The organism is Blastococcus sp. TF02A-26, from assembly GCF_003319125.1.
Lineage (GTDB): Bacteria > Actinomycetota > Actinomycetes > Mycobacteriales > Geodermatophilaceae > Trujillonella.
This window is the reverse complement of the sequence record NZ_QOHG01000008.1, coordinates 184,394-207,470: the sequence shown is the minus strand read 5'-3', so window position 1 is coordinate 207,470 and position 23,077 is coordinate 184,394. Positions and strand designations below refer to the sequence as shown.

The following is a 23,077-nucleotide window of genomic DNA, read 5'->3' as shown; positions in this document are numbered from 1 at the left end:
TCGGCAGGTGGGGGGGCGGGTGACAGCGGCGCGCGGGTCACCAGCCGCCGTAGGCGAGCCACCCGCCGTCGACCGCGACCTGCGAGCCGGTGACGTAGGAGGCCGCGGGCGAGGCGACCCAGGCGACGACGTCGGAGATCTCGTCCGGATCGGCGAGCCGCCCCAGCGGGGTGCGCCGGTTGATGTCTTCCGCCGAGAAACCGCCGCGCTGCATCGTCTGGGTGACCAGAGGGGTGGCGACGTAGCCGGGGCTGACCGAGACCACCCGGATCCCGCGGGGCGCCCACTCGACGGCGAGGGACCGGGTCAGGCCCTCGAGTCCGTGCTTGGCGGTGACGTAGGCGGTCCGGCCGGGGATCGCCGTCGAGCCCAGGATGGAGGAGACGTTCACGATCACGCCGCTGGAGCGGGGCAGCATCACGCGTGCCGCGGCCTGGGCGCAGAGGAACGGACCGGTCAGGTTGGTCGCGAGGACCGAGGACCAGTCCTCGAGGGACAGCTCCTCGGCCGGCCGGACGGAGGGCACGCCGGCGTTGTTGACCAGGACGTCGACCCGGCCGTAGGCGTCGACGGCCGCCTCGACCAGGCCGGTCGCGCCCTCGGGGCGGGACACGTCGGCCGCCACCGGATGGGCGTCGTGGCCCTCGGCGGTCAGCTCGTCGGCGGCCTCCTGGGCCCGCCCGGCGTCGCGCGAGTTGACGACCACCCGGGCGCCGCCCATCGCGAGCCGGGCGGCGATCGCCTTCCCGATGCCGGAGCTCGAGCCGGTCACGATCGCGACGAGACCGGCGACCGAGGTGCGGTCGTGCTTGTCGTCCGCGGTCGTCACATCGGCTCCTTCCGGATGCTCGCGGTCCCGGGCCGAGGTCCGGCCGGGGGGATTCTCCGCGCGGACGGACACTCGAGGAGCGGCCGACGCGGGCGGGCGCCGGAGTAGTCCACGTCACTTTCCGGTGCGGACCGAGCCTGCTCGGTGGGCCGGTACGGGGTCAACAGCGACTACCCGGGCCTGAAGATCCGGGAATCGGATCAGGGGGCCTCGGTCCGGAGGTCGGTGACGTTCGACGGCGCGGGGGTCCGGCGGACGGTCTCGAGGAGAGCTTTGGCCGCGGGCGAGCGGGACAGCCCGGGGGCCCAGAAGGCTCCCACCTCGCGGTACAACGGGGGATCGAGCCCGACCACGACCACGCCCTCGGTACGAACGCTGTCGACGGCCAGCCGATTGGTCAGGCCGATGGCGAGGCCGCTGCGGACGAGGCCGACGAGGATCTGCGGCTGGTCGGACAGGAACCGGATCTTCACGTCGATCCCGCTGCCCTCGAGGAGCCGGAACACCTCGGTGTCGTAGCGCAGGTTGTGGCCCGAGACGACCATCTCCGTCCCCTGCAGGTCGGGCAGCCGGGCCGTTCCCGATGCGCACAGGGGATGGCCCTCGGGGACCACCAGGCACATCGGCTCCCGCCACAGGGGCGTGTGCTCGAACCCCTGCCGGTTCATCGGCGGTGGCAGGGCCGGGCGGATGGCCAGCTGGGCCACGCCCTGGTCGAGCGCGCTGTCGATGCCCCGGACGGCCGCCTCGACCAGCTCCACGCGGATCCCCGGGTGCTCCCGCGAGAAACGACGGAGCACCTCGGGGACGAACGACGCCCCGGCGCTGGGATAGGTGGCCAGTGCCACGTCTCCCGTGAGGAGCCCCTGCACTCCCGCCACGGCGGCCTTGCCGGTCTGCACCTCCTCGACCATCGCGCGGGCGTGCGGGACGAAGACCTCCCCCGCGGCCGTGAGCCGCGCCGGCCGGTGCTCCCGGTCGAACAACTGGGCACCGAGCTCTCGCTCCAGGGCCGCCACGTAGCTGCTGATCCGGCCCTGGGAGCGGTACAGCTCCACCGCGGCAGCGTGGAACCCGCCGTGGTCCACCACGGCGAGAAACGCCCTCACCCAGTCCAGCTGCACCGCGGTCGTCTCCGTCCTGGTTCTCGAAGGAAGATCGTCGCCGTCAGAGCCTGGCACGGACCGGGACGGCGCTCCCCGGGCAGCTGGGCGAGGGTCCGCCGGGCCGGGTTCACGACCGACGGACCGACCTGGCTCAGGCTCGCCAGACGTTGGGGCCGGGTCGCGTCAGCACGATGTTGGGCACGGCGGCGTTGCGGGAGAGCCGGGCAACGGCGATGACCATCTCGGCGACGTCGGACGGGCGGATCATGCCCGCCGTGGGGATCCGGTCGTGGACCCAGGCGGCCATGTCGGTGTCGACGAACCCCGGTGAGATCGCGGTCGCAGACACCCCGTTCCCGGCCTCGGCGACGGTGATGGACTCGCACAGGCTGATCAGGGCCGCCTTGGAGGCGCCGTACGCCGCCAGCCCGGGCTCGCTGGCGACGCCGGTGATGGAGGCCAGAGCGATGACCTTTCCGCCGTGCTCGGTCGTGCCCGCCTCGCGCAGCGCCGGCAGCAGCGCCTGCACCAGGGCGAAGGGTGCGCGCAGGTTGACGTCGAGCATGGCGTCGAGGCGACGGAGCGGAAAGGTCGCCAGGTCGTCGCCGCCGACGCCCATGCCTGCGGCGACGACGACGAGATCCACGCCGCGATGCACGTCCAGGTGCGCCCGCGCGAGCTCGTGCACCTGGTCGACGTCGCGCACGTCGGCGACCTGGGCCAGCACGGTGCTGCCGCTCGGCACCAGGTCGTCCCTGACGCGCTCCAGTGCCTCGGCGTCGCGTGCGGTGATGGTGAGGTCGAAGCCTTCGCCGGCGAGCCGCTCGGCGATCGCTCGGCCGATGCCCCGGGACGCGCCGGTCACGAGGGCGGAACGGGAGGTGGACATCGGTCTCCTGATCTTTCGGTCGGCCGCGCGGTCGGCGTCAGCCGACGTACGGCGGCGTACGGCGGAGTTCGTCGCGGGCGATGGACCGCCGATGGACGGCATCGGGGCCGTCGACGATGCGGAGCACGCGAGCCCAGGCGTAGAAGTAGGCCAGCGGGGTGTCGTCGCTGACGCCCATGGCACCGAAGACCTCGATGGCCCGGTCGATGACCCGCGTGGCCACCGCCGGTGCAGCGACCTTGATCGCCGCGATCTCCGTGCGCGCGTCCCTGGCGCCGTGCCGGTCGATCAGCCAGGCGGTCTTCTGCACGAGCAGCCGGACCTGGTCGATCTCGATGCGCGACTGGGCGATCAGCTCCTGCACCACGCCCTGGTCGGAGAGCCGCGTGCCGAAGGCGACCCGGGACGTGGCTCGATGGATCATCAGCGCCATCGCCCGCTCGGCCATGCCGATCGCGCGCATCGCGTGGTGGATCCGGCCCGGACCGAGCCGGGCCTGGGCGATCCGGAAGCCGTCGCCCTCGTCGGCGATCAGGTTCGTCGCGGGCACGCGCACGTCGCGGAAGACGAGCTCGGAGTGACCGTGCTGGTCCTGGTAGCCGAAGATCGGCAGGTGCCGCTCGATGGTCAGCCCGGCGGTGCCGCGCGGCACCAGGATCATGGACTGCTGGCGGTGGGTCTCGGCGCCGCGGTCGGTCTTGCCCATCACGATGAGGATCTGGCAGCGCTCGTCGGCCACGCCGGTGATCCACCACTTGCGGCCGTTGATGACGTAGTCGTCGCCGTCGCGGGCGATCGTGGTCTCGATGTTGGTGGCGTCCGAGGAGGCGACGTCGGGTTCGGTCATCGCGAACGCCGACCGGATCCGGCCCTCCAGCAGCGGCTCCAGCCACTGCTGCTTCTGCTCCTGGGTGCCGAACATGTGCAGCACCTCCATGTTGCCGGTGTCCGGCGCCTGGCAGTTGATCGCCTCCGGGGCGATCACCGGTGACCATCCGGAGATCTCGGCGACCTGGGCGTACTCCAGGTTGCTCAGCTGGGACTGCGAGGGCAGGAAGAGGTTCCACAGCCCCCGGGAGCGCGCGGACTCCTTCAGCCGTTCCATCACCGGTGGATGGGCGTGCTCGCCGTGCTCGCGCAGGTACGCGGCCCACTCCGTCTCGGCCGGAAAGACCTCCTCACGCATGAAGTCCCACATCCGTGCACAGGTCTCGTTCGCCCGGGTGCTCGGCTCGAAGTCCACATCCGCTCCTTTCTCGGCTCGCTCAGTGGTGCTGGACCAGGTGATCGAGGCCCGCGGCGGCGATGCGTTCGACCTCGCCGGCGAGGTCCCCGAACTGCTGGCCGGCCATGGCCTCGGCCTCGACCCGGGCGGCGATCCCCTGGGCGATCACGGCGAACTTGAAGTGCGCGAACGCGACGTACGCCGGCAACGCGGTGAGATCGGCCCCGGTCAGATCGGCGTACCGCTCGATGACGGAGGACCGCCCGGGGAAGCCCGGCGAGGCGGTCAGCGCCGGGGTCAGCAACGGCGGAGGATCGCCGGCCTCGGTCCAGTAGAGGAGCAGCATGCCGAGGTCGGCCAGCGGATCGCCCAGCGTGGACAGCTCCCAGTCGAGCACGGCGTTCACCCGGCCCGGGTCGTCGACGTCGAGCAGGCAGTTGTCCAGCCGGAAATCGCCGTGCACGAGGGCGCCGGATGCCGGCGGGAACCGGATCCCGCGGAGGCGCGCGGCGAGGGTGTCGACGGCGGCGACCGGCCGGCTCCTCGACCGCTCCCACTGGTCGGACCAGCGCTCGACCTGCCGTGCCATGAAGCCCTCGGGCCGGCCGAGGTCGCCGAGTCCCACCGCGGCCGGGTCGAGCCGGTGGATGTCGGCGAGGGTGCCGACGAGGGTGTCCGTGATCGCCGTCCGATCCGCCTGCGACCGGGCGTATCCCTCGGGCAGCTCGTCGCGGAGCACGTGCCCCTCGACCATCCCCATGACGTAGAAGGGGACACCGATGAGCTCGGCGGACTGCACCAGGAGCACCGGAGCCACCGGCACCTCGCTGCCGGCCAGGGCCAGCTGGATCCGGGCCTCCCGGGCCATGTCGTGTGCCCGGGGCAGCAGCCGGCCCGACGGAGGACGGCGCAGGACCGCCTCGCCGGCCGGACTGGTCAACCGGTAGGTCAGGTTCGACTTGCCGCCGGCGATGAGCGTCGCCGTCACGTCGAGCCAGCGCTCGTCGGAGAGCGCCTGCGCCAGCACCGGTGCGATCCGGTCGAGCGGGACCAGGGGGTCCGCCATCAGGCGACTGCCTCGGCCGACGGCTGCCCCTCCAGGGCTGCGAGGAGCTCGGCCAGCCGGGCACGGTAGCGCTCGACATTGTCGAGCTTGATGTCCTCGTAGCCACGGACCATGTCGGGCAAGGTGACCAGTTCCAGGACGATCGAGCGGGTCGCCGGGGTCAGCGACGCCAGTGCGGTGCGCACCGCGGCGACGTACTCCCCGATCAGGGCGCGCTCGACCCGGCGCACCTTCGCCATCCCGAACGGGTCCAGGGCCGTGCCGCGCACCCGGCGCATGCCGCGCAGGGCGCGGAAGGCGGGCGTGAACCACGGACCGAGCGTGATCTTGCGATCCATGCCCAGCGCTCGGAACACCGGCGGGTGCAGCTTGTAGGACCAGGTCGCGTCGGGCCCGAACTCGGCCTTGACCGCCCGCTCCAGCTCCGCGTCCAGGGACAGCCGGGCGACCTCGTACTCGTCCTTGTAGGCCATCAGCTTGTACAGGTGGGCGGCGACGCCCTCGGTGATCGCGCCGGCCGCGCCGAGCGTCCGCTCCTCGACCGAGCGCACCTGCCGCACCACGTCGGCGTACTGCCGGGCGTAGGCGCGGTTCTGGTAGTCCACGAGCTCGTCCACCCGGCGCAGCACCAGCGCCTCGAGGTCGCTGCCGGCGGTTGCGCCGACGCCGTCGACCACGTCCCGGGCGAAGGCGCTGGGGCCGCGCTCGGCCTCGATCGGGGCGTCCGGCTCGACGGCGCGGGTCAGCGCCTCCGGGTCCGCGACCAGCTGCCGGCCGCGGCGGAACGCCTGGAGGTTGCGGTCGACGGCGGCGCCGTTGAGCGTGATCGCCTCCTCGATGCTCTCCGGGCTGATGGGCAGCCCGCCGGCCTGGACGGCGACCCCGACGAGGAACACGTTGGCGTACTGGTCGTCGCCGAAGAGCGCGCGGCAGATGCCGCGGGCGTCGGCGCGCACGAGGTCCTTAGCGCGCCCGGCGATGACGTCGACGGTGCGGTCGGCCGTGGGGAAGGTGACCGCGGCGTGCGAGATCATCTCGCCGGTGGGGACCTCACTGGTCGAGATCACCGCCAGCGTCCGGTCCGGCGCCGTCGTCGAGAGGTTGGCGTCGGTCGCCGCGACCAGCACGTCGCAGCCCAGGTAGAGGTCGCACTCGCCCCGACCGACCTTGTTCGGTCGCCGCTCGGGGTTCTCCCCGAACAGCAGGTCCGACACGACCGCGCCGCCCTTCTGCGCCATGCCCAGCTGGTCGAGCCCCCGCACGTGCAGCCCGTCGATCACCGCGGCCGTGGCCAGGATCTGGGCGGTGGTGACCACGCCGGTCCCGCCGATGCCGGTCATCCGCAGTCCGAAGTCGTCCGTGCGGACACGCAGCCGGGGCAGGGGCAGGGTGTCGGCGTCGAGTGGCGCGGGATCGCGGCGGACGACCCGCTCGCCCGGCTCGACGACGAGGAAGGACGGGCAGTCGCCCGCCAGGCAGGAGTAGTCCTTGTTGCACGAGGCCTGGTGGATCTGGGTCTTCCGGCCGAACTCGGTCTCCACCGGCTGCACCGACAGGCAGTTGGACTTCTCGCCGCAGTCGCCACAGCCCTCGCACACCCGCTCGTTGATGAACACCCGGGTGGTGGGCTCGACGACCTTCTTCCGCTTGCGCTTGCGGCGCAGCTCGGTGGCGCACTCCTGGTCGTGCAGCAGCACGGTCACGCCGGGGACCTTCGCCAGCTCCTCCTGGGTCTCGATCAGCCGGTCACGGTGCCGGACCTCGACACCCCGGGCGAGTCGGACCCCGCGGTAGTCCTCGAGGTCCTCGGTGGTGACGACGATGCGGGCGACTCCCTCGGCGAGCAGCTCCTGCACCAGCTCGGGAACCGACATCCTGCCGACGGCCTGCTGACCGCCGGTCATCGCGACGGCGTCGTTGTAGAGCAGCTTGTAGGTGATGTTCACCCCGGCGGCGACCGCCGCACGGACGGCCAGGCTGCCGGAGTGGTGGTAGGTGCCGTCGCCGATGTTCTGGAAGACGTGGTCCTCCTTGACGAACGGCGAGATCCCCGCCCAGGCCGCGCCCTCGCCACCCATCTGGGAGAGGCCCATGATCTGGCCGACCCGGTCCTCGTCCATGTAGGAGGCGAGCGCCGAGCAGCCGATCCCCGCACCGACGAGCGAGCCCGCCGGTGTGTGGGTGGAGCGGTTGTGGGGACAGCCGGAGCAGAAGTACGGCTGCCGGGCCAGGAGCGGCAGCGCTCGCCGCGGTCGCGGTGCGTCGGCCGCCCCCGGGCGTGCCTCGAAGCCGGGCAGCAGCAACGACAGCCGGGGTGCGACCGCCTCGGCGATCACCTCCGGGGGCAGGTCGGCGTCGCTGCGCAGCAGGACCGAGCCGTCGGCTCCGCGCTTGCCGAACACCCGGGGAGCCGAGGTGGTGCCGTACAGCGCGTCCTTGACGGCGAGCTCCACGAACGGGCGCTTCTCCTCGACGACAACGATCTCCTTGAGGCCGGCAGCGAACTCCCGCACGCCCTGGGGGTCGAGTGGGGAGACCATGCCGAGCTTGAGCAGCCGGACGCCCGAGCCGGGCTGCTCGGGATCGATCCCGAGGCGGTGCAGCGCCCGGAGCGTGTCGAGGTACGTCGCCCCGTGGGCGATCAGCCCGAGCCGCGCCTCGGGGTCGCCCACGACGCGGTTGAGGCCGTTGGCCCGCGCGTAGCGACGGGCGAGCTCGGGGCGGATGTTCATGGCCGAGTGCTCCAGGCCGGCGAGCGTGGGCTGCAGGAACGTCGCCGAGACCGTGTGGACGTACGGCGCCCCGTCGACCACGTTGTCCGGGACCAGCGGTTCCACGGACAGGGAGTCCAGGTCGACCGTCATCCCCCCGTCGACGACGTTGGTGGCGAGCTTCAGCCCGGTCCACAACCCGCAGAAGCGGGACAGCGCGATCCCGTGCAGGCCCAGTTCGAGCACGTCCTGGGGATCGCTCGGGCTCAGCACGGTCATCCCGAGCTCGGCCATCGCGACCTCCGAGCTGCTCGGCACCGTCGAGGACTTGGCGACGGAGTCGTCACCGACGAGCACCAGGACTCCGCCGCGGGGCGCGGCACCACCGAGGTTGGCGTGGCGCAGGGCGTCGCTGGCCCGGTCCAGCCCCGGCGCCTTGCCGTACCAGATGCCCACCACGCCGTCGCAGGTCGCCTCGCCGACCACCGAGACGAGCTGCGACCCCTGCACGACGTTCGCGCCCAGCTCCTCGTTGACGCTGGGGCGGAGGACCACGCCGTGCTCGTCGAGCAGCTGCTGCTGCCGGCTCAGCTCCAGGTCGTACCCGGCGAGAGGCGAACCCTCATAGCCGGAGATGAGGGTGCGCGTGGCCAGGCCGCGCGCTCGGTCCAGGCGGTGCTGCTCCAAAGGCAGTCGGACCAGCGCCTGGAGACCGGAGAGGTACACCAGCCCGTCGTGCCGGTGATAGCGGTCCTCGAGGCTGAGCGGGCGGCGCGGGCGCCGCGCCGCGTCCCGGGGGTCGACAACATCGGAGACCGTGGAGGTGGAGGCCATGCGCACCACTATTCCGGTGGTTCTACCGGAAGTCTCTCGACGAAACCCAAGACTTCCGCTGTCATGGCATGCTCAGTTCGTGGATCCCACAAATGATTACCTGGCCGGGCTTGGCCCGCTGTGTCGCCGGCTCGACCTCGGTGACCTCTCCTTGCTGGCCGTCACCCGAATCCGGGAGGAGCTCGAGGACTACCGGGCGATCGGGTTCGACGAACACCTCGCCGCGGTCGGCCGGCAGCAGCGCAACCAGGTGGGGGCGCTCGCCCGGGGGGTGGTCGTGTCCGGTGAGGCGCTGGAGGAGGCTGCGGAGCTCGCCCGCAGCCGGGCCCATCAGGGCATCGACGTCGAGGTCCTCATCGGGGCCTACCACCTCGGCGACCAGGTGCTGTGGCAGGCCCTAGTGGCCGCGGCGGACGCGGAGACCAGCGAGGTGCTGCCGACGGCGGCCAGTCTGATGTTCGCGTCGCTGCACGCGATCAGCACCGCGCTCGCGGCCGCACACGCCGGCGTGACCCAGGCGATTCAGAGCCGTCGGATCACCGCCTCCCAGCGACTCGTCGAGCTGCTGCTCACCGCTTCGCCGCCTCCCGAGGCGTCGGTGCACGCGCGTGCGCTCGAGCTGGATCCGGCAGGCGAGTTCGTCGCGCTGCTGTGGCGGCGGGAGGACGGGGCAGAGGCCGCCGTACCGGCCGGCTTCATCGACGGGCTCGAGAACGCCGGCGCCCAGTTCGCCGTCGGGTACGTCGACCTCGGCGCCGTGGTGGTCTGCCAGCGCGTGAGCGCCGCCCAGGTCGCCGAGGCGGCACACGACCGCCTCGGTGGACACGCCGGCGTCGGCCTGCTCCGGCGAGGCCTGTCGGGCGCCGCCACCTCCGTCGGCGACGCGCGGCTCGCGGCGTACGTCGCACGGACGTCGGAGGGCGGCACCGCGATGCTGGAGGACGTGTGGCCGGAGGCCGGTGTGCAGGCCGAGGCCGGCCGGCTGACGCCGGTGTTCGAGGTGGTCGCCGAGGTGGCGGCGGCGCATCCACACCTGGTCGACGCCGTGCGGGCGTTCGCTGCGGGCGACATGCAACTGACCCGGACGGCACAGCTGCTGCACCTGCACGCGAACTCGGTGAGCTACCGGCTCGAGCGGTGGGCCGGGCTGACCGGGTGGAACCCGCGGACCTTCGACGGCCTCCGTCGGTCGCTGCTCGCGATCGGGTCGGTGAACGACGGTCAGGTCGTCGATGGGGACCGCGACCGCAGGGAACTCCTCGACCAGCCGTAGGTCGGACACGCGATCGCGGGCGGCCTGCTTGGACCGCGCGAGAGCTTCGAGTGGCATTCACGGTACGGGAGTCGACGCCTGCCTCAGTGCTGTCCGGCCCTTCGTCAGATCCTCGCAGTGGGCGACGCCCCACAACCGCGCCGACGCACGCCGCGCTTGTCGAGCATGTTGCGGACGGCGGAGAACGAGCGGTCCATCAGCTCGGCGATCTCCCGCAGGGAACGCCCGGCGGCGTACTGCTCGATGGCGTCGGCCGAGACGCGCCCGCACCCCGGGGTCAGGTTGAGGAACGGCTGCGCCGACGAACTCCCGCAGCGGCTGCAGCTGCGGTCGAGGCGGCTATGGCACACCCGGAAGGTAGTGAACTCCCTGGGCGCCCCCAACTACTCGGGATCGCCCTCGTCCGGGCCGTCTTCACCACGAACCCGCCGCAGCAGGCCCTCCATCGCCTCGGTGATGTCGCGTGCCTTGACGGGCACCGACAGATCGCCCGTGTAGACCGCGTGATGCCCCCGCGCGGTGACCTTCCACGTCCCCGCGACCTCGGGATGTCGGCGGCGTCCACCCGCAGCACCATCCCATCGCCCGTCGTCTCGAAGTCCCCGAGAGGGCGAAGGTCTCCCACATCGACATGGAGCGTCACCGACCCACCGTTCGTGAAGGTCAGTGGCCCGGGGAGCGAGGGCAGGGAGGGCGTGTAGGAGAAATCCCTCAGAGGGAGCGCAGAGAAGGGCTCCGTCCAGGGCCCCCACTCACGCGGAGGAGCGGGCAGCAGTTCCGAGGCGTCGAAGTCCTCACGATCAACGGACTCGACCCCTCGGACGGCCCTGCGAGGTGAACCTGGAGCTCGACGTCTTCGAGGAAGGGTTCCCCGCGGTTCGTCAACGAGACCGAGATCGGCAGCGTCGCCATTGCAGCGATCCTGTCCAGGGCCGATGTCCATCCCGCCCGACAGGCGTCCGCCCAGTCGGCGATCTGCTTTTAGTACTCCTCAGAGGTGCGGTTCTCACGCCGCTGGCCGATCGCGCCCAAAAGGCCCATGTTCCGTGTGTACGGGGTGGCCGGCTCGGGCGTCGTCATCGCCCTCTGCAGGCGCTCCGTCTCACGGCGTAGGTGGACCTCGAGAACCTGCTCGTTGCAGATGTAGGCGCCCGCCACACCATCCACCACGACGTCGAGGTCGACGTCGGGGTTCACATCGCGACTGCGCCCCAGCAGGTGGACAACTTCTTCGCCGTTCGCCGGTCGGGTCTCCCCGTCGGCGCGGACGATGATCTGACCGCTGTACAGCCCCAGGCCGTCCTTATGGCAGGGGAACGGGGGCTGCCCCCACTCTGGCGGGTCGACGAGAATGAGCAAGACCTCGCGCTCACTGTCGATCGGAACGCGCTGGAGATCCCATCGGGGGCCGTTGACGGACAGGAAGGGACGGACACCCCGCTCGATGTCGAGCGCCTCGACGGGCTCGATCCCCGGCACTGAGCCGGCCGCCACCCCGAGCACCATCACCGCGTGCCCTTCGAAGTAACGGGCGACGTCGTCGGGCATCCGGTTGGCCGCACCGAGAATGAACTTCGCGACCTTCGCGATGCCGTCCTTGCCCTTGATGTCGATCGCGCTCTTGACCTCTAGGAAGTGCCGCTCGACCCGATCGTCCACCGAAGCAACGGCGTCAACGAGCGCACGCGCCGCAAGTTCGCCCCGGGGACGCGCGCGAGGTCGATGTCCAGGGCACCCACCGAACCGCCCCCTCCGTCCTCGCACTGCTCGCTGTCGACCGGCCCCGCTCGACCCCGGCAGCGTAGGCGGCCACTCCGCAGCGGGCGTGAAGAGTGGAGTCGCGAATGGGGTGGACGCGACCGCCGTGCTCCCGCCGCGCGAGCCGCCAGTTGCTGATTGCGTAGCAGCCGACCTCCAGTAGTTCTCCGGTCCATCGGGGGCGCTGCTCGCGCGGCCGCCCCGGGCAACTGGAGAACCGCTGCGGACGCGCGGGCGGCCCGGGTCGTAGTGGCCGCGTCGCGGCGACCACGAGGTCTAGCGGGCAGGAGAAGAACCGGAGAGAGCCAGATAAGGCTGGTTGTGCAGTGTCACCAACGGGCCGGAAATGGCGCCTTCTGTGGTGACGGCACCGCCCATCACCGATGACTCCGGGAGCCAGCCATGCCCGAACCCACCGTCGGCCACGAGCCCGAGCTGCTCACCATCACCGAGGCCGCGGACGTGCTCCGCGCACCGGTGGCCACCCTCCGGTACTGGCGGCACCTCGGCACCGGTCCGCGCAGCTTCCGGCTCGGCCGGCGTGTCCTTTACCGCCGGGTCGACCTGCACGCCTGGGTCGACGCGCAAGCCGACCAATCCCCGCGCCCGTAGCCCTGCCCTTGACGCACAGCTGCGTATTCCTGGCTTACGGCGCGGCCTGGTGACCAGCTCTCCTGTGGACAACGCCGAGCCGTCCACAGGAAGCGGCCGGAGCAGGCCGGGTCGCCGCCAGCCCGTCGACGCTGCCCATGCACTTCGAGAGGAGCCAGCGATGGGATGGATCGGCCCGGTCGTGTACGACCAAGAACACGAGGGCTGGGTGGTGCCGCTGTTCGCCGACGGCGCGCAAGGCGCCGGGACCAGCAGCGCCCGCGGTCAACTGAGCACCCGCCGGCCGGACGACGGGCCCGGCAACGGCGACCGGATGCGGTTGACCTACCGCGACGGCTCCACCGTCGAGGGTATCTGGCAGGACGGCACGCTCCTGCGCGGCGACGGCATCGTGCACGCCCACACCAGCGGTCAAGTCCGCCTCGAGGTGCTCGACCAGGCCGAGCAGTGGCGCCCGGACGCCGCGGTCGTCGGCTGGGCCGCCGGCTGCACCTGCGGCTGGCGCGGCACCCCCTGGACGCGCGTGCCACCGGGGCTGGCCGATCCCGCGGCGCGGCGGCTCGCCGTTCCGGGCCCGTGGGCTGATCTGGAGGCCGCCGACGAGAACCGGCTGATGGCCGAATGGCGCCGGCACATCGCCGGCTGGCAGGCCCTCGAAGACGTCGAGGCGGCCGCCACCCGGCAGGCCGCCACCGCCCGCGCGCTGGACGAGGCGGTGCACCCCGCACTCACCGCCGGGGCCTCGTGGCCCGACATCGGCCGGGCCACCGGTCTCACCGGCCCAGCGGCCCAGCGGCCACCGAGCGGTCGTCCCGTAAGTGAGCAGCCGACCGGACACCCCGGCGCGAGCGAAGAAGCCCTGGCGGGGGTGCGGACCGTGCTCGTCGTCGACCTCGACGGCGAGCCGCTGGCACCGCTGTGCGCCCTGGAAGAGATCCTGCTGAACGTGGGCACGTGGGAAGACCGCCGGCTGGATCCGAGCACCGGCACGGAGCCGCTGCGGCTGCCGGCGCCGCTGGGCGGCCGGGTCGCCCTCGCCGCCGTGGACCGGCTGCTTATCGCCCTGGCGCCCACCCAGTCTGGGCAACCGGGGTGCGGCCGGCTGCTCGCCCCGGACGGCCGCCACGAGCACGCGCCGATGACCACGCTCACCCTGCCCGCCGCCGACATCGACATCTTGCGCGCGACCGCCGCCGTCCTCAGCCAGCCGGGACTGGACTCTGACATCGTCGCGCTGGTCGACGCCTACGCCGAGCAGCTCGGCGACACCTACCGCCGGGTTGGCCGAGCCGATCTGTTCTCGCTCCTCGCGCGGCTCGCCTGGCCTGCTCGACCTTGCCCCCACCGGCGACACCGGACTGCTCACCGCCCGGCTGCGGGCCACCGCGCCCGGCACCGACTGCGTGCTCAGCCACGTCGAGGAAGCCGCCCACGCCCGCATCGCCGACCGCATGAACCACATCTGGGCCGACGGCTCCGGTATCGACCGCTACCTCTACTGAGCCCGCAGCGTCCCCGGCTGCGGCCCGTGGTCTCGCGAGACTGCACCGAGGAAGAATTCCCGTCGCCGCGGTCGACCATCATCACCCACGCCGCCCGGTCCTTCCACACGCCAAGACGCCGGCTGCGGCTCCTGCTCCACCGTCACCGGCACACTCCGGATCGATCGGGGCGGTGGGACGAACGGGCCGCGGTTCCGTCCCGAACGATCCGCGGCGACCCTCGTCGGTTTCCCGCGGTCGGCATTTCGGCCCGCCTGAAGAGCGGTCCCGTCGCCCTCGTGACGACTCGGACGGAGCCGCGAATCCCGAGCCCTCAGTCCGCAGCCAGTCCGCAGAGTCCGCAGAAAGTCCGCAATTCAGCCAATCTCGACCGTCATCCGTAGACAGATCCCAACGGCATATGCGCTCGTCAACGCCTTAGTGCAGCGAGTGTCACAGGCAACCAACAGCCCGTGACCGATTCGACAACCACTGCAGTGGCCAGGACGAGATAAGCGGCTCTTCTTACTTGAGGTGGGGGCTGGTCAGGCCGCCGGCGATCAGCAGCATGCGCAGGCGGTAGTTCTCGCGGTTGCGGAAGCCGCGGGCGATGCGGCGGTGGAGCTCGATGAGGCCGTTGACGGCTTCGGTGCCGCCGTTGCTGGCGCGGTCGGTGTCGAAGTAGGCCAGGAACGCCTCGCGCCACTGCTTCAACGTCCGTCCGAGCCGGGCGATCTCGGGCACCGGGCAGGTCGGGAAGGAGTCGATGACCTTCTCGGCGATCTTGCGTCCCTCGGCGGTGTGTTCGTGGCGGTAGGCCGACCGCAGCTGCTGGGCGCAGGACCAGGGCAGCCAGACCGCGAGGTGTCGTTCGTCGGCGGCGAACGCGGTCTGCAGGCGTTCCCACTGCCGGTCGGTGAGGTTCTCTGCGCCGGCCCGCAGCGTGGTCCGGATGCCGTAGAGCGGGTCGTTCTTGCGGCCGCGGTGGCCGTGGATGTCCTGTTGGATGCGGCGCCGGCAGCGGTCCACGGCGTCGGTGCCCAGCTTGACCACGTGGAAAGCGTCCAGCACCGCGGTGGCGTCGTCGAGGCGGTCGTCGATGGCGTTCTTGTAGCCGTGGAACGGGTCCAGAGTGGCTACCTACACGCGGTCGCGGAACGCGTCGCCGCGGGCGGTGAGCCAGTCGGCGTAGACCTTGCCCGACCGGCCGGGCACCAGATCCAGCAGCCGCGCGCGGACGCGTCCGTGCTGGTCACGGGTCAGATCGACCATGCCGGTCAGCTCCTTGGGGCCCCGGCCGCCCTCGGTCTCGGGCTTGGTCGACACGTGGTGCCAGACGTGCTCGTCCACGCCCAGGGAGGTGACGCCGGCGAAGCGGGCCTCGTCGGCGGCCATCCCCGCCAGCAGCGGGCGGATCGACCGCCACACCGTCCGCCAGGTCGTCCCCAGCGTGCGAGCAAGGCCGGCGACTGAGGCGTGCTCGCGGCGCAGCTGCCCGATCGCCCACCAGCACGCCCGCACCGTCAGCAGCGCCCGCGGTCGGGCGAGCCGGTCGTCTTGCTCGGTGAACCCGGATGCCGGGCAGTCGGAGTCGGGGCAGCGCCAGGTGCGCTTGCGCCACACCAGGATGACCGGACGGCCGAAGCACGGCGCGTCGACCAGCACCACGTCGCGCCGGCCATGGCTGGACGCCAGCACCCCACACCGGCCGCAGCCGACGGGCTCGGCGGGTGACTCCACGACAACCCGCAGCCCGCCGGCGAGGGTCTCGGTGACCGCGAGGACGTGGAAGCCAGGCAGGCCGACAAGCACGTCGCAGCGGGCGCAGTAGCGCGGATCAGGACACGAGCGCGCAGCAGTGCACGCCGTAAGCTCGGACACGTCGAGGCCTTCCGGAGCAGGTTGCTTGGTCGCTCCTGATCGTGGAGGGCCTCGACCCCTTCCCACACCCCATGATCATCCCAGCGGGGCGGCTACACCCACCTCAAGTACGAAGAGCCAGATAAGCGATGCATCGCATGGCGCAGATTGAGAAAGGGGACGGCCTCCATTGATCGTCCGCCCATGGCGCTGCCGAGGCTCCTCCTGCAGGTGATTGACCCCGCACCGGTCTACTTCGACCGGCACCGACTCGCCCATAAGCGGGACTAGCGTCCTGCGCACCGGCGGCAGCCATCTTCGGTCCTGGCACCAAGAATGGAAGCCGGACCGCCACAGACGCCGAACGCGCCGAGCTCGCCCCGGAAGTAGCACGGAATCGAGAGGGCCACGAGGCCGCCCTCACGGACGCGAACCCCCCTTCCGGAGACCGTCTGCAGCTGGCACGCTCGGCGGTCTGTGGAGCGGTGTTGTCGCCGCTCACCCGGTCCGGATGGGACGCAGCAGATCCAGCTTCAGTCCCCATCCAGTCCCCAAGACGTTCAACTGGGCCCATCTACCTCCATTCTGATTCATCACTGGGTTCCCAGGTCAACGCACCTGTCCGTTGAAACCCACAGAAGATCAATCACGCGGGGAGAGTTCGCGATGTACTACGACATCTGATACGGACGGGCCGACCGGCCCGGCACCACCGCGGAGGCGGGGTCCCTCGGGACCCCGCCTCCGGCGTGTCCGGGGCGATGGTCCGGGGCCGTCCGCTCCCAGCCTGCGCCCAGGTAGGGCGCCTAGGGTGGGGTTCCCTGCCCGCCCTCGCACCCGGACGGACGGACCGAGTGGACGACGACGACCTGACGTGGATCACGACGCTGGACCCGACGCTGATCGCGGTCCTGGGCGGCGGACTCCTGCTGCTGCTCCTGATGGCCCTCCTCGCCGGTTGGCTCGTCGTCCGCCAGGTCCGCCGCAGCGAGCTGGCGGCCCGCGGCCGGCAGCTCACCGCGCGCGGCCGCGAGCTGGGTGTGCAGGGCGCCACCGCCGTCGCGGCACGGCGGTTGCCGCCGGGCGACCGCCGGACCGCGGCCGAGCTCCAGCTGCAGGTGCAGCGGACCCGCGCCGAGCTGCGCCGTCAGGTGGCCGGCGCCGTGGCGGCCGGCGCGCACCTGGGCGAGGTCCCGGCACTGCTGCCCGCGCTCGACGCCGAGAGCGCCCGCATCGAGCAGCGCCTGCGGCAGCAGACACTGGCGCCGTCGCCAGGGTGCGCGGACGTCCTGGCCGAGGCCCGCGGTCACCTCGAGCTGCTCGCCGACGTCGCCGACGCGGTGCGCCAGGCCGAGCGCGTCCAGCCCGCGGCCGGCCGGCTGCCGGCCGACGTCGCCGACGCCGTCTCGGCCCTGCGGGCGCACACCGACGCCTTCCGCGAGCTGACCTCCCCGGGCCTGCCGACACTGCCGCCGGCGCCACCGCCCGGCCGCTGACCGGCGGCTTCCCGCCCGCGGCCGAGACCTGGCGGGACCGGAACGGGAAGGTGCGCCTGCCGCGCCGGTAAAGACGGTGACAGCCCGGCGGGGGCCTCGCTAGCGTCCCGCCCGCACTGTTCCCGCGCCGGTGCCGGGGGTCGGCGCTCGTCCGGAAGGCACCTCCCATGGGCCGGTCGTTCGCGTCCCGCGTCAGCCACCCCCGCCTGAAGTGGGTGATCCTGGTCGGCTGGATGGTGCTCGCGGCCGCCGCGGGCCCCCTGGCCGGTGGGCTCACCGACGAGCAGGAGAACGACATCGCGGCGTGGCTGCCCGGTGAGGCGGAGTCCACCAAGGCACTGAACGCCCAGGCCGAGCTCGGCTCGGACCCCGATCTCATCCCGGCCGTCATCGTGTACGAGCGCAGCGGCGGGCTCACCGCCGAGGACGAGGCCGCGGTCGCCGACGACCTCCGGTCGTTCGCCGAGCTCGACGCCCTCGACGGCGAGATCACCGGCCCGATCCCCTCCGAGGACGGCGAGGCGCTCCAGCTGATCGTGCCGCTCAACGTGGGCCCCGACGGCTGGGAGGCCATCGCGCCGCTCGTCGACGACATCCGCGCGGAGGCCTCCGCCGGTCCCGACGGACTCGACGCCTACGTGACCGGCCCGGCGGGCAACGCAGCCGACTCCTCCGAGGCCTTCGAGGGCATCGACGGGGCGCTGCTGTTCGCCGCGCTCGGCGTCGTCATCGTCATCCTGCTGTTCACCTACCGCAGCCCCGTGCTGTGGGTCCTGCCCATCTTCTGCGCCGTCATCTCGCTGTTCTGCGCCCAGGCCGTGGTCTACCTGTTCGCCCGCTATGCGGACCTGACGGTCAACGCGCAGAGCGCGAGCATCCTCACCGTCCTGATCGTCGGTGCCGGGACCGACTACGCGCTGCTGCTCGTCGCGCGCTACCGGGAGGAACTGCGGCTGCACGCCGACCGGCACGAGGCGATGACCGAGGCCGTGCACCGGGCCGGACCCGCGGTGCTCGCCAGCGGCGGCACCGTCGTCCTGGGCATGCTCTGCCTGGTCGCGGCCGAGATGAACTCCACCGCCGGGCTCGGCCCGGTCGCCGCCATCGGGGTCGCGGTCACCCTCCTGGTCCTGATGACCCTGTTGCCGGCCCTGCTGGTCATCTGCGGACGCTGGGTGTTCTGGCCCGTCCGGCCGACGGTGGGCAGCGCCGAGCCCAGCGCCACCGGCCTGTGGTCGCGCGTCGGCCGGTGGATCACGCCGCGGCCGCGCGCCACCTGGGTGGTCACCAGCGTGCTGTTGCTGGCCGCCTGCGCGGGCGTGCTCAACCTGCACCCCGACGGGCTCTCCCAGGCCGAGGGCTTCCGAGGCGAGCCGGAGTCGATCGTCGGTCAGGAGGTCGCGTCGCGTCACTTCCCGGCCGTCGCCGGCAACCCGGTCTACGTCATCACGACCGCGGACGACGCCGCCGCGGTCGTCGAGGCCGTCGCGCAGGAGGACGGCATCGCCGACGTCGCCGAGCCGCAGGTGCAGGGGGACGCCGCGCTGGTCGAGGCGACCCTCGCCGACGAGTTCGACAGCGAGGAGGCCGCCGGCACGATCCAGGACCTCCGGGAGTCCCTGGACGACGTCGGGGACGGCGAGGCGCTGGTCGGTGGCAACACCGCCCTGAACCTCGACGTCCAGGACGCCTCGCAGCGGGACAACCTCGTGGTGATCCCGTTGATCATGCTGGTCGTCCTGGTGGTGCTCGGCGTCCTGCTGCGGGCACTGGTCGCGCCGCTGATCCTCATCGCGACCGTGGTGCTGTCCTTCGGCGCGGCGCTGGGGCTGAGCGCGCTCATCTTCGACTGGACGCTCGGCGTGACCAACACCGACAGCTCGTTCCCGCTGTTCGTCTTCGTGTTCCTGGTCGCGCTCGGGATCGACTACAACATCTTCCTCATGACCCGGGTCCGGGAGGAGGCGGTCGACCACGGCACCCGGCGGGCCGCGCTCATCGGCCTGTCGGCCACCGGCGGCGTGATCACCTCGGCCGGACTGGTGCTGGCGGCGACCTTCGCCGTCCTCGGGACGCTGCCGCTGACGTTCCTCACGCAGCTGGGGATCGCGGTCGCCCTGGGGGTGCTGCTGGACACGATCATCGTGCGCTCGGTCCTGGTGACGGCGCTGAACCTCGACGTCGGCCGGTGGATGTGGTGGCCCAGCCGGCTCTCCCGGCGCACCGACGACCCCGAGGTCGAGCCGGGCGGCCGGACGTCGACGCAGCCGGCCCGCGTCGGGAGCTGACGCTCAGGCGGCGTCGGCCTCCGGGGTGCCCTGGTCCAGCGCGGCGAGGAGGTCGTCCATCTGCAGGCTCACCAGCCAGCCGAAGGTGACCTCCTCGACCGACTGGCCGGACACCCGCGCCATCGCGTCCAGCCCTGCCGCGAGCACGCCGCGGGCCGCCCGGTAGAGCTCGACGGCCGAGACCGCGGCACCGACGTCGGCGAGCCAGAGCCGGCCGTCGGGCAGGACCCGGACCTCGGGGGCCTCCCCGCAGCCGAGCTCGGCGCCGGCGCCGGCCACCAGCTGGGCGCCGGCACGCCGTTCGGCACGGGGACGGGGCTGCGACGGCGACATGGCGGTCTCCTCCAGGCGGCGACCCCGGGACGGGGTGTCGTCTCCGGAGTCGGCAGCCCGGAGCGCCGACGGCACCCCGGACGGTTCCCCCTGGGGCGGGCGGTCCCGGACGGGACGGATGTGGCGTCCGGTCAGCGGGAGGAGAGGACGTCGGCCTCGTGGCCGGCGACCATGCGGGCGGCGACGTCCCGCAGCTTCTCGTTGCTGCGCTGACTCGCTCCCTTGAGCAGGGCGAACGCCTCGTCGGCGGTGCACCGGCGCTGAGCCATCAGCAGCCCGACCGCCTGCCCGATCGTCTGCCGGGTCTCCATGCCCTGCGCGAGGTCGCCGACCGCCTTCTCCCGGTCGGCCATCTGCCAGGCGACGAGCAGGGCCCCGCTGGCCTGCCCCGCCCACGCGCGGCCGGCCTCGCCGTCAGCGGTGGTGAAGGCGTGCGGCCGGCTGGCGTACAGGTTGAGGGCCCCGCGGCCCCGCTCCCCCAGCGACAGCGGGAACGACAGCGAGGAGAGGACGCCGGCCTCGACCGCGCGCTCCGGGTAACGACCCCAGCGCGACTCCTCGACCATGTCGTCGACGGTGACGACCTGACCGGAGCGCAGCGCCTGCAGGCACGGTCCGTCGTCGAGCTCGTACTGCCGCTCGTCGCCGCGGTGGGCCAGCTCTCCGCTGTAGGTGACGGTGAACTCCCGGCCGGCCTCCTCCAGGGTCAGGCCGCAGGCCTCCGCCCCGGGCGTCCGGTCCACCGCCCACCGCACCAGCGCGTCCAGGAATCCGGTGACGTCCTCGAACCGGCCGAGCAGCCGGACGACGTCCGAGCCGCCGTCGACGCCGGACCCCTGGCCCGTCCCTCCCACGCCTGCTCACCCCTCGGTTGTGCACGACCGACCTGCTGAGTATGCCGCAGGTCGTCATCCACGGGGCGGTCAGCAGCAGCGGGCCACGGTCGATCGCTCGCGGGCGTCGGACCGCCTCCGCTCGAACTCCCGCCGACTCAGCGGCGGGTGCCCGTGCGCGGCGCACTCGGCGACGTGGTCGTCCCACCGGGCCTCCCCACTCCACTCGCGCAGGTACCAGCGCACGCCGCGCCACGCGGTCACCAGCGCGCGCGTCACCGGGCGCTCCCGGCGAGCTCGCGCTGCTCGGCCATCGCCCGCTTCTCCTCCGCCGTGGCGAACAGCCCCGCCGGCTCGACGATCTGCGACGGCACGGCCGGTTCCTCCGTGGTCGGGACCGCTCCACGGGATCGGAGGGCTCGTGCGATGACGACGGCGGCGTGCACGGCGACGACGAGCACGAGCACCGCGAACACCGCCTGGAGCACGCCGTTGAGGGTCGAGTTGAACACGACCTGGTCCATCTGCCCGGGGTCCTGCGCCGGTGCGAGGACCTCCCCGGCGTCGCGGGCGTCGGCGTAGCGGTTGCGCTGCGCGAAGTAGCCGACCGCCGGGTCCGAGGAGAAGACCTTCTGGAAGCTCGCGGTCATCGTCACGACGAGGTCCCACACCAGCGGGATGCCGGGTACCCGCGCGTACCGCACGCGGCCGTGCTTGATGAGCAGCACCGTGACCAGGAGCAGCGCGATGGCCGCCAGCAGCTGGTTGGCGATGCCGAACAGCGGGAAGAGCTGGTTGACCCCGCCGAGGGGGTCGGTGACGCCGATGTAGAGGATCGACCCCCACAGCGCCACGACCACCGCGCTGGCGATGACGTTGCCCGGCCGCCACGTCAGGTCGCCGAAGCGCTTCCACACGTTGCCGACCGTGTCCTGCAGCATGAACCGGCCCACCCGGGTGCCGGCGTCGACGGCCGTGAGGATGAACAGCGCCTCGAACATGATCGCGAAGTGGTACCAGAACGCCGCCAGCGAGCCGCCGAACGCGTCGGACAGGATGGTCGAGATGCCCACCGCCAGGGTCGGCGCACCACCGGTGCGGCTGATCAGCGGTTCCTCGACCGCCGCCGCGGCCGCGGCGAGGTCCTCGGCGGTGGTCTGGAAGCCGAGCCCCTGGACGAACGTGGCCGCGGTCTCGGGGTCGCCGCCGGTGGCCCCGAGCGGGGCGTTCATCGCGAAGTACAGCCCCTGGTCGATCACGACCGCGGCGATGAGCGCGCTGATCGCCACGAAGCTCTCCATGAGCATGCCGCCGTAGCCGACCAGCCGGACGTGGCTCTCCTTGGCGATCATCTTGGGCGTCGTCCCCGAGGAGATCAGGGCGTGGAAGCCCGACAGGGCGCCGCAGGCGATGGTGATGAAGACGAACGGGAACAGGGAGCCGGCGAACACCGGGCCGGTGCCCTCCCGCGCGAAGTCCGTGACCGCGTCGGCCTGGAGCACCGGCCGGGCCAGGAGCAGGCCGACGGCCAGCAGCGCGATGACGCCGACCTTCATGAACGTCGACAGGTAGTCGCGCGGGGTCAGCAGCAGCCACACCGGCAGCACCGACGCGACGAACCCGTACACGACGAGCGCGACGACCAGCCACTCCTTGGACAGCGTCAGCGCGTCGCCCAGGCCGGAGCCCTCGACGTAGCCGCCGCCGACGACCGCGGCCAGCAGGAGGACGACGCCGAGGGCCGTGGCCTCCAGCACCCTGCCGGGCCGCAGCACCCTCAGGTAGACGCCCATGAACAACGCGATCGGGATGGTCAGCGCGATCGAGAAGACGCCCCACGGGGACTCCGCCAGGGCGTTGACCACGATGAGCGCCAGCACCGCCAGGATGATGATCATGATCGCGAAGACGGCGATCAGCGCGGCGATCCCGCCGACGACGCCGATCTCCTCGCGGACCATCTGCCCGAGGCTCTTGCCGTTGCGCCGCATCGAGAAGAACAGGACGGTCATGTCCTGGACGGCGCCGGCGAAGATGACGCCGACGATGATCCAGATGGTCCCGGGCAGGTACCCCATCTGCGCGGCGAGGACAGGCCCGACGAGGGGACCGGCCCCGGCGATGGCCGCGAAGTGGTGACCGAACAGCACCCGCCGGTCGGTGACGTCGTAGTCGATGCCGTCGGAGTGGCGCTCGGCCGGCGTGGCCCGGCCGTCGTCGACCCGGAGGACCCGCCGGGCGATGAACCGCGAGTAGAAGCGGTAGGCGATCGCGTAGGAGCAGAGCGCGGCGAAGAGGATCCACAGCGCCGAGACGCTCTCGCCCCGCGCCACGGCCAGCACCGTCCAGCAGACCGCCCCCACGGCGGCGACCGCGCCCCACACCAGGATCGAGCGGAGTCCGGGCCGCCTGCGGCCGGTGGACCCGCCGGACGCCTCCGCCGTCGCCGTCGTCGACATGGCACCTCCCGCTGCCGCGGCCGG

General features: G+C 72.2%; 19 protein-coding genes. 5 read left to right on the top strand and 14 right to left on the bottom strand.

The window, feature by feature from the left end; genetic code table 11:
* Positions 1-37 precede the first annotated feature (37 nt).
* From DQ240_RS11550 to DQ240_RS11525, 6 genes are all read right to left on the bottom strand, one after another.
* Complete coding sequence (locus tag DQ240_RS11550) at positions 38-829, bottom strand: SDR family NAD(P)-dependent oxidoreductase (protein ID WP_158548648.1); 792 nt, start codon at positions 827-829, stop codon at positions 38-40.
* A 200-nt stretch (positions 830-1,029) separates the two neighbouring features.
* Positions 1,030-1,953: a LysR family transcriptional regulator gene (locus tag DQ240_RS11545; protein WP_158548646.1), complete on the bottom strand. Its 924-nt coding sequence runs from the start codon at positions 1,951-1,953 to the stop codon at positions 1,030-1,032.
* A 133-nt stretch (positions 1,954-2,086) separates the two neighbouring features.
* On the bottom strand, positions 2,087-2,824 hold the full coding sequence (locus DQ240_RS11540) for an SDR family oxidoreductase (RefSeq protein WP_113839737.1): 738 nt from the start codon (positions 2,822-2,824) through the stop codon (positions 2,087-2,089).
* A gap of 37 nt (positions 2,825-2,861) precedes the next feature.
* Positions 2,862-4,067, bottom strand: coding sequence for an acyl-CoA dehydrogenase family protein (locus tag DQ240_RS11535; protein WP_199589249.1), 1,206 nt, complete (start codon positions 4,065-4,067; stop codon positions 2,862-2,864).
* Between the two features lie 22 nt (positions 4,068-4,089).
* Positions 4,090-5,115, bottom strand: a complete 1,026-nt coding sequence (locus DQ240_RS11530) for a phosphotransferase family protein (RefSeq protein ID WP_113839736.1) — start codon at positions 5,113-5,115, stop codon at positions 4,090-4,092.
* The gene (locus DQ240_RS11525; RefSeq protein ID WP_113839772.1) at positions 5,115-8,660 is read right to left on the bottom strand and encodes an indolepyruvate ferredoxin oxidoreductase family protein; all 3,546 of its coding nucleotides are present in this window, start codon (positions 8,658-8,660) and stop codon (positions 5,115-5,117) included. The genes DQ240_RS11530 and DQ240_RS11525 overlap by 1 nt, the downstream gene beginning before the upstream one ends.
* A 79-nt stretch (positions 8,661-8,739) precedes the next feature.
* On the opposite strand from DQ240_RS11525, the gene DQ240_RS11520 reads away from it, so the two are divergent.
* A complete protein-coding gene (locus tag DQ240_RS11520; protein ID WP_147261980.1) occupies positions 8,740-9,933 on the top strand; it encodes a CdaR family transcriptional regulator in 1,194 nt (397 codons plus the stop codon).
* A 104-nt stretch (positions 9,934-10,037) separates the two neighbouring features.
* Here DQ240_RS11520 and DQ240_RS11515 read toward each other — a convergent pair whose 3' ends face one another.
* Entirely contained in the window at positions 10,038-10,283 is a 246-nt protein-coding gene (locus DQ240_RS11515; protein WP_233498647.1) for a helix-turn-helix domain-containing protein, read from the bottom strand.
* 631 nt (positions 10,284-10,914) lie between these two features.
* Entirely contained in the window at positions 10,915-11,592 is a 678-nt protein-coding gene (locus tag DQ240_RS11510; RefSeq protein ID WP_113839734.1) for a hypothetical protein, read from the bottom strand.
* Between the two features lie 501 nt (positions 11,593-12,093).
* Here DQ240_RS11510 and DQ240_RS11505 point away from each other — a divergent pair.
* Positions 12,094-12,303 carry an AlpA family transcriptional regulator gene (locus DQ240_RS11505; RefSeq protein WP_113839733.1) on the top strand — a complete coding sequence of 70 codons (210 nt, stop codon included), beginning with the start codon at positions 12,094-12,096 and terminating at the stop codon, positions 12,301-12,303.
* Between the two features lie 160 nt (positions 12,304-12,463).
* On the top strand, positions 12,464-14,188 hold the full coding sequence (locus DQ240_RS24000) for a hypothetical protein (protein ID WP_233498646.1): 1,725 nt from the start codon (positions 12,464-12,466) through the stop codon (positions 14,186-14,188).
* Between the two features lie 121 nt (positions 14,189-14,309).
* On the opposite strand, the gene DQ240_RS23605 is transcribed toward DQ240_RS24000, so the two are convergent.
* The gene (locus DQ240_RS23605) at positions 14,310-14,915 is read right to left on the bottom strand and encodes a transposase (protein WP_199589256.1); all 606 of its coding nucleotides are present in this window, start codon (positions 14,913-14,915) and stop codon (positions 14,310-14,312) included.
* A gap of 9 nt (positions 14,916-14,924) precedes the next feature.
* The gene (locus DQ240_RS23600; RefSeq protein WP_199589248.1) at positions 14,925-15,596 is read right to left on the bottom strand and encodes a transposase family protein; all 672 of its coding nucleotides are present in this window, start codon (positions 15,594-15,596) and stop codon (positions 14,925-14,927) included.
* 902 nt (positions 15,597-16,498) lie between these two features.
* Between DQ240_RS23600 and DQ240_RS11485 the strand changes: the two genes are divergently transcribed.
* Both DQ240_RS11485 and DQ240_RS11480 read left to right on the top strand, forming a co-directional pair.
* Positions 16,499-17,140 carry a hypothetical protein gene (locus tag DQ240_RS11485; protein ID WP_113839732.1) on the top strand — a complete coding sequence of 214 codons (642 nt, stop codon included), beginning with the start codon at positions 16,499-16,501 and terminating at the stop codon, positions 17,138-17,140.
* 167 nt (positions 17,141-17,307) lie between these two features.
* Positions 17,308-19,428, top strand: coding sequence for an MMPL family transporter (locus tag DQ240_RS11480; RefSeq protein WP_113839731.1), 2,121 nt, complete (start codon positions 17,308-17,310; stop codon positions 19,426-19,428).
* Positions 19,429-19,431: 3 nt separating this feature from the next.
* On the opposite strand, the gene DQ240_RS11475 is transcribed toward DQ240_RS11480, so the two are convergent.
* The 4 genes from DQ240_RS11475 to DQ240_RS11460 all read right to left on the bottom strand — a co-directional run bounded on the left by DQ240_RS11475 (position 19,432) and on the right by DQ240_RS11460 (position 23,053).
* The gene (locus DQ240_RS11475; protein ID WP_113839771.1) at positions 19,432-19,761 is read right to left on the bottom strand and encodes a hypothetical protein; all 330 of its coding nucleotides are present in this window, start codon (positions 19,759-19,761) and stop codon (positions 19,432-19,434) included.
* A gap of 131 nt (positions 19,762-19,892) precedes the next feature.
* A complete protein-coding gene (locus DQ240_RS11470; protein WP_113839730.1) occupies positions 19,893-20,615 on the bottom strand; it encodes a GAF and ANTAR domain-containing protein in 723 nt (240 codons plus the stop codon).
* 69 nt (positions 20,616-20,684) lie between these two features.
* On the bottom strand, positions 20,685-20,873 hold the full coding sequence (locus DQ240_RS11465) for a CstA-like transporter-associated (seleno)protein (RefSeq protein WP_113839729.1): 189 nt from the start codon (positions 20,871-20,873) through the stop codon (positions 20,685-20,687).
* Complete coding sequence (locus DQ240_RS11460; RefSeq protein WP_113839728.1) at positions 20,870-23,053, bottom strand: carbon starvation CstA family protein; 2,184 nt, start codon at positions 23,051-23,053, stop codon at positions 20,870-20,872. Before DQ240_RS11460 ends, DQ240_RS11465 begins: the two co-directional genes overlap by 4 nt.
* Positions 23,054-23,077 lie beyond the last annotated feature (24 nt).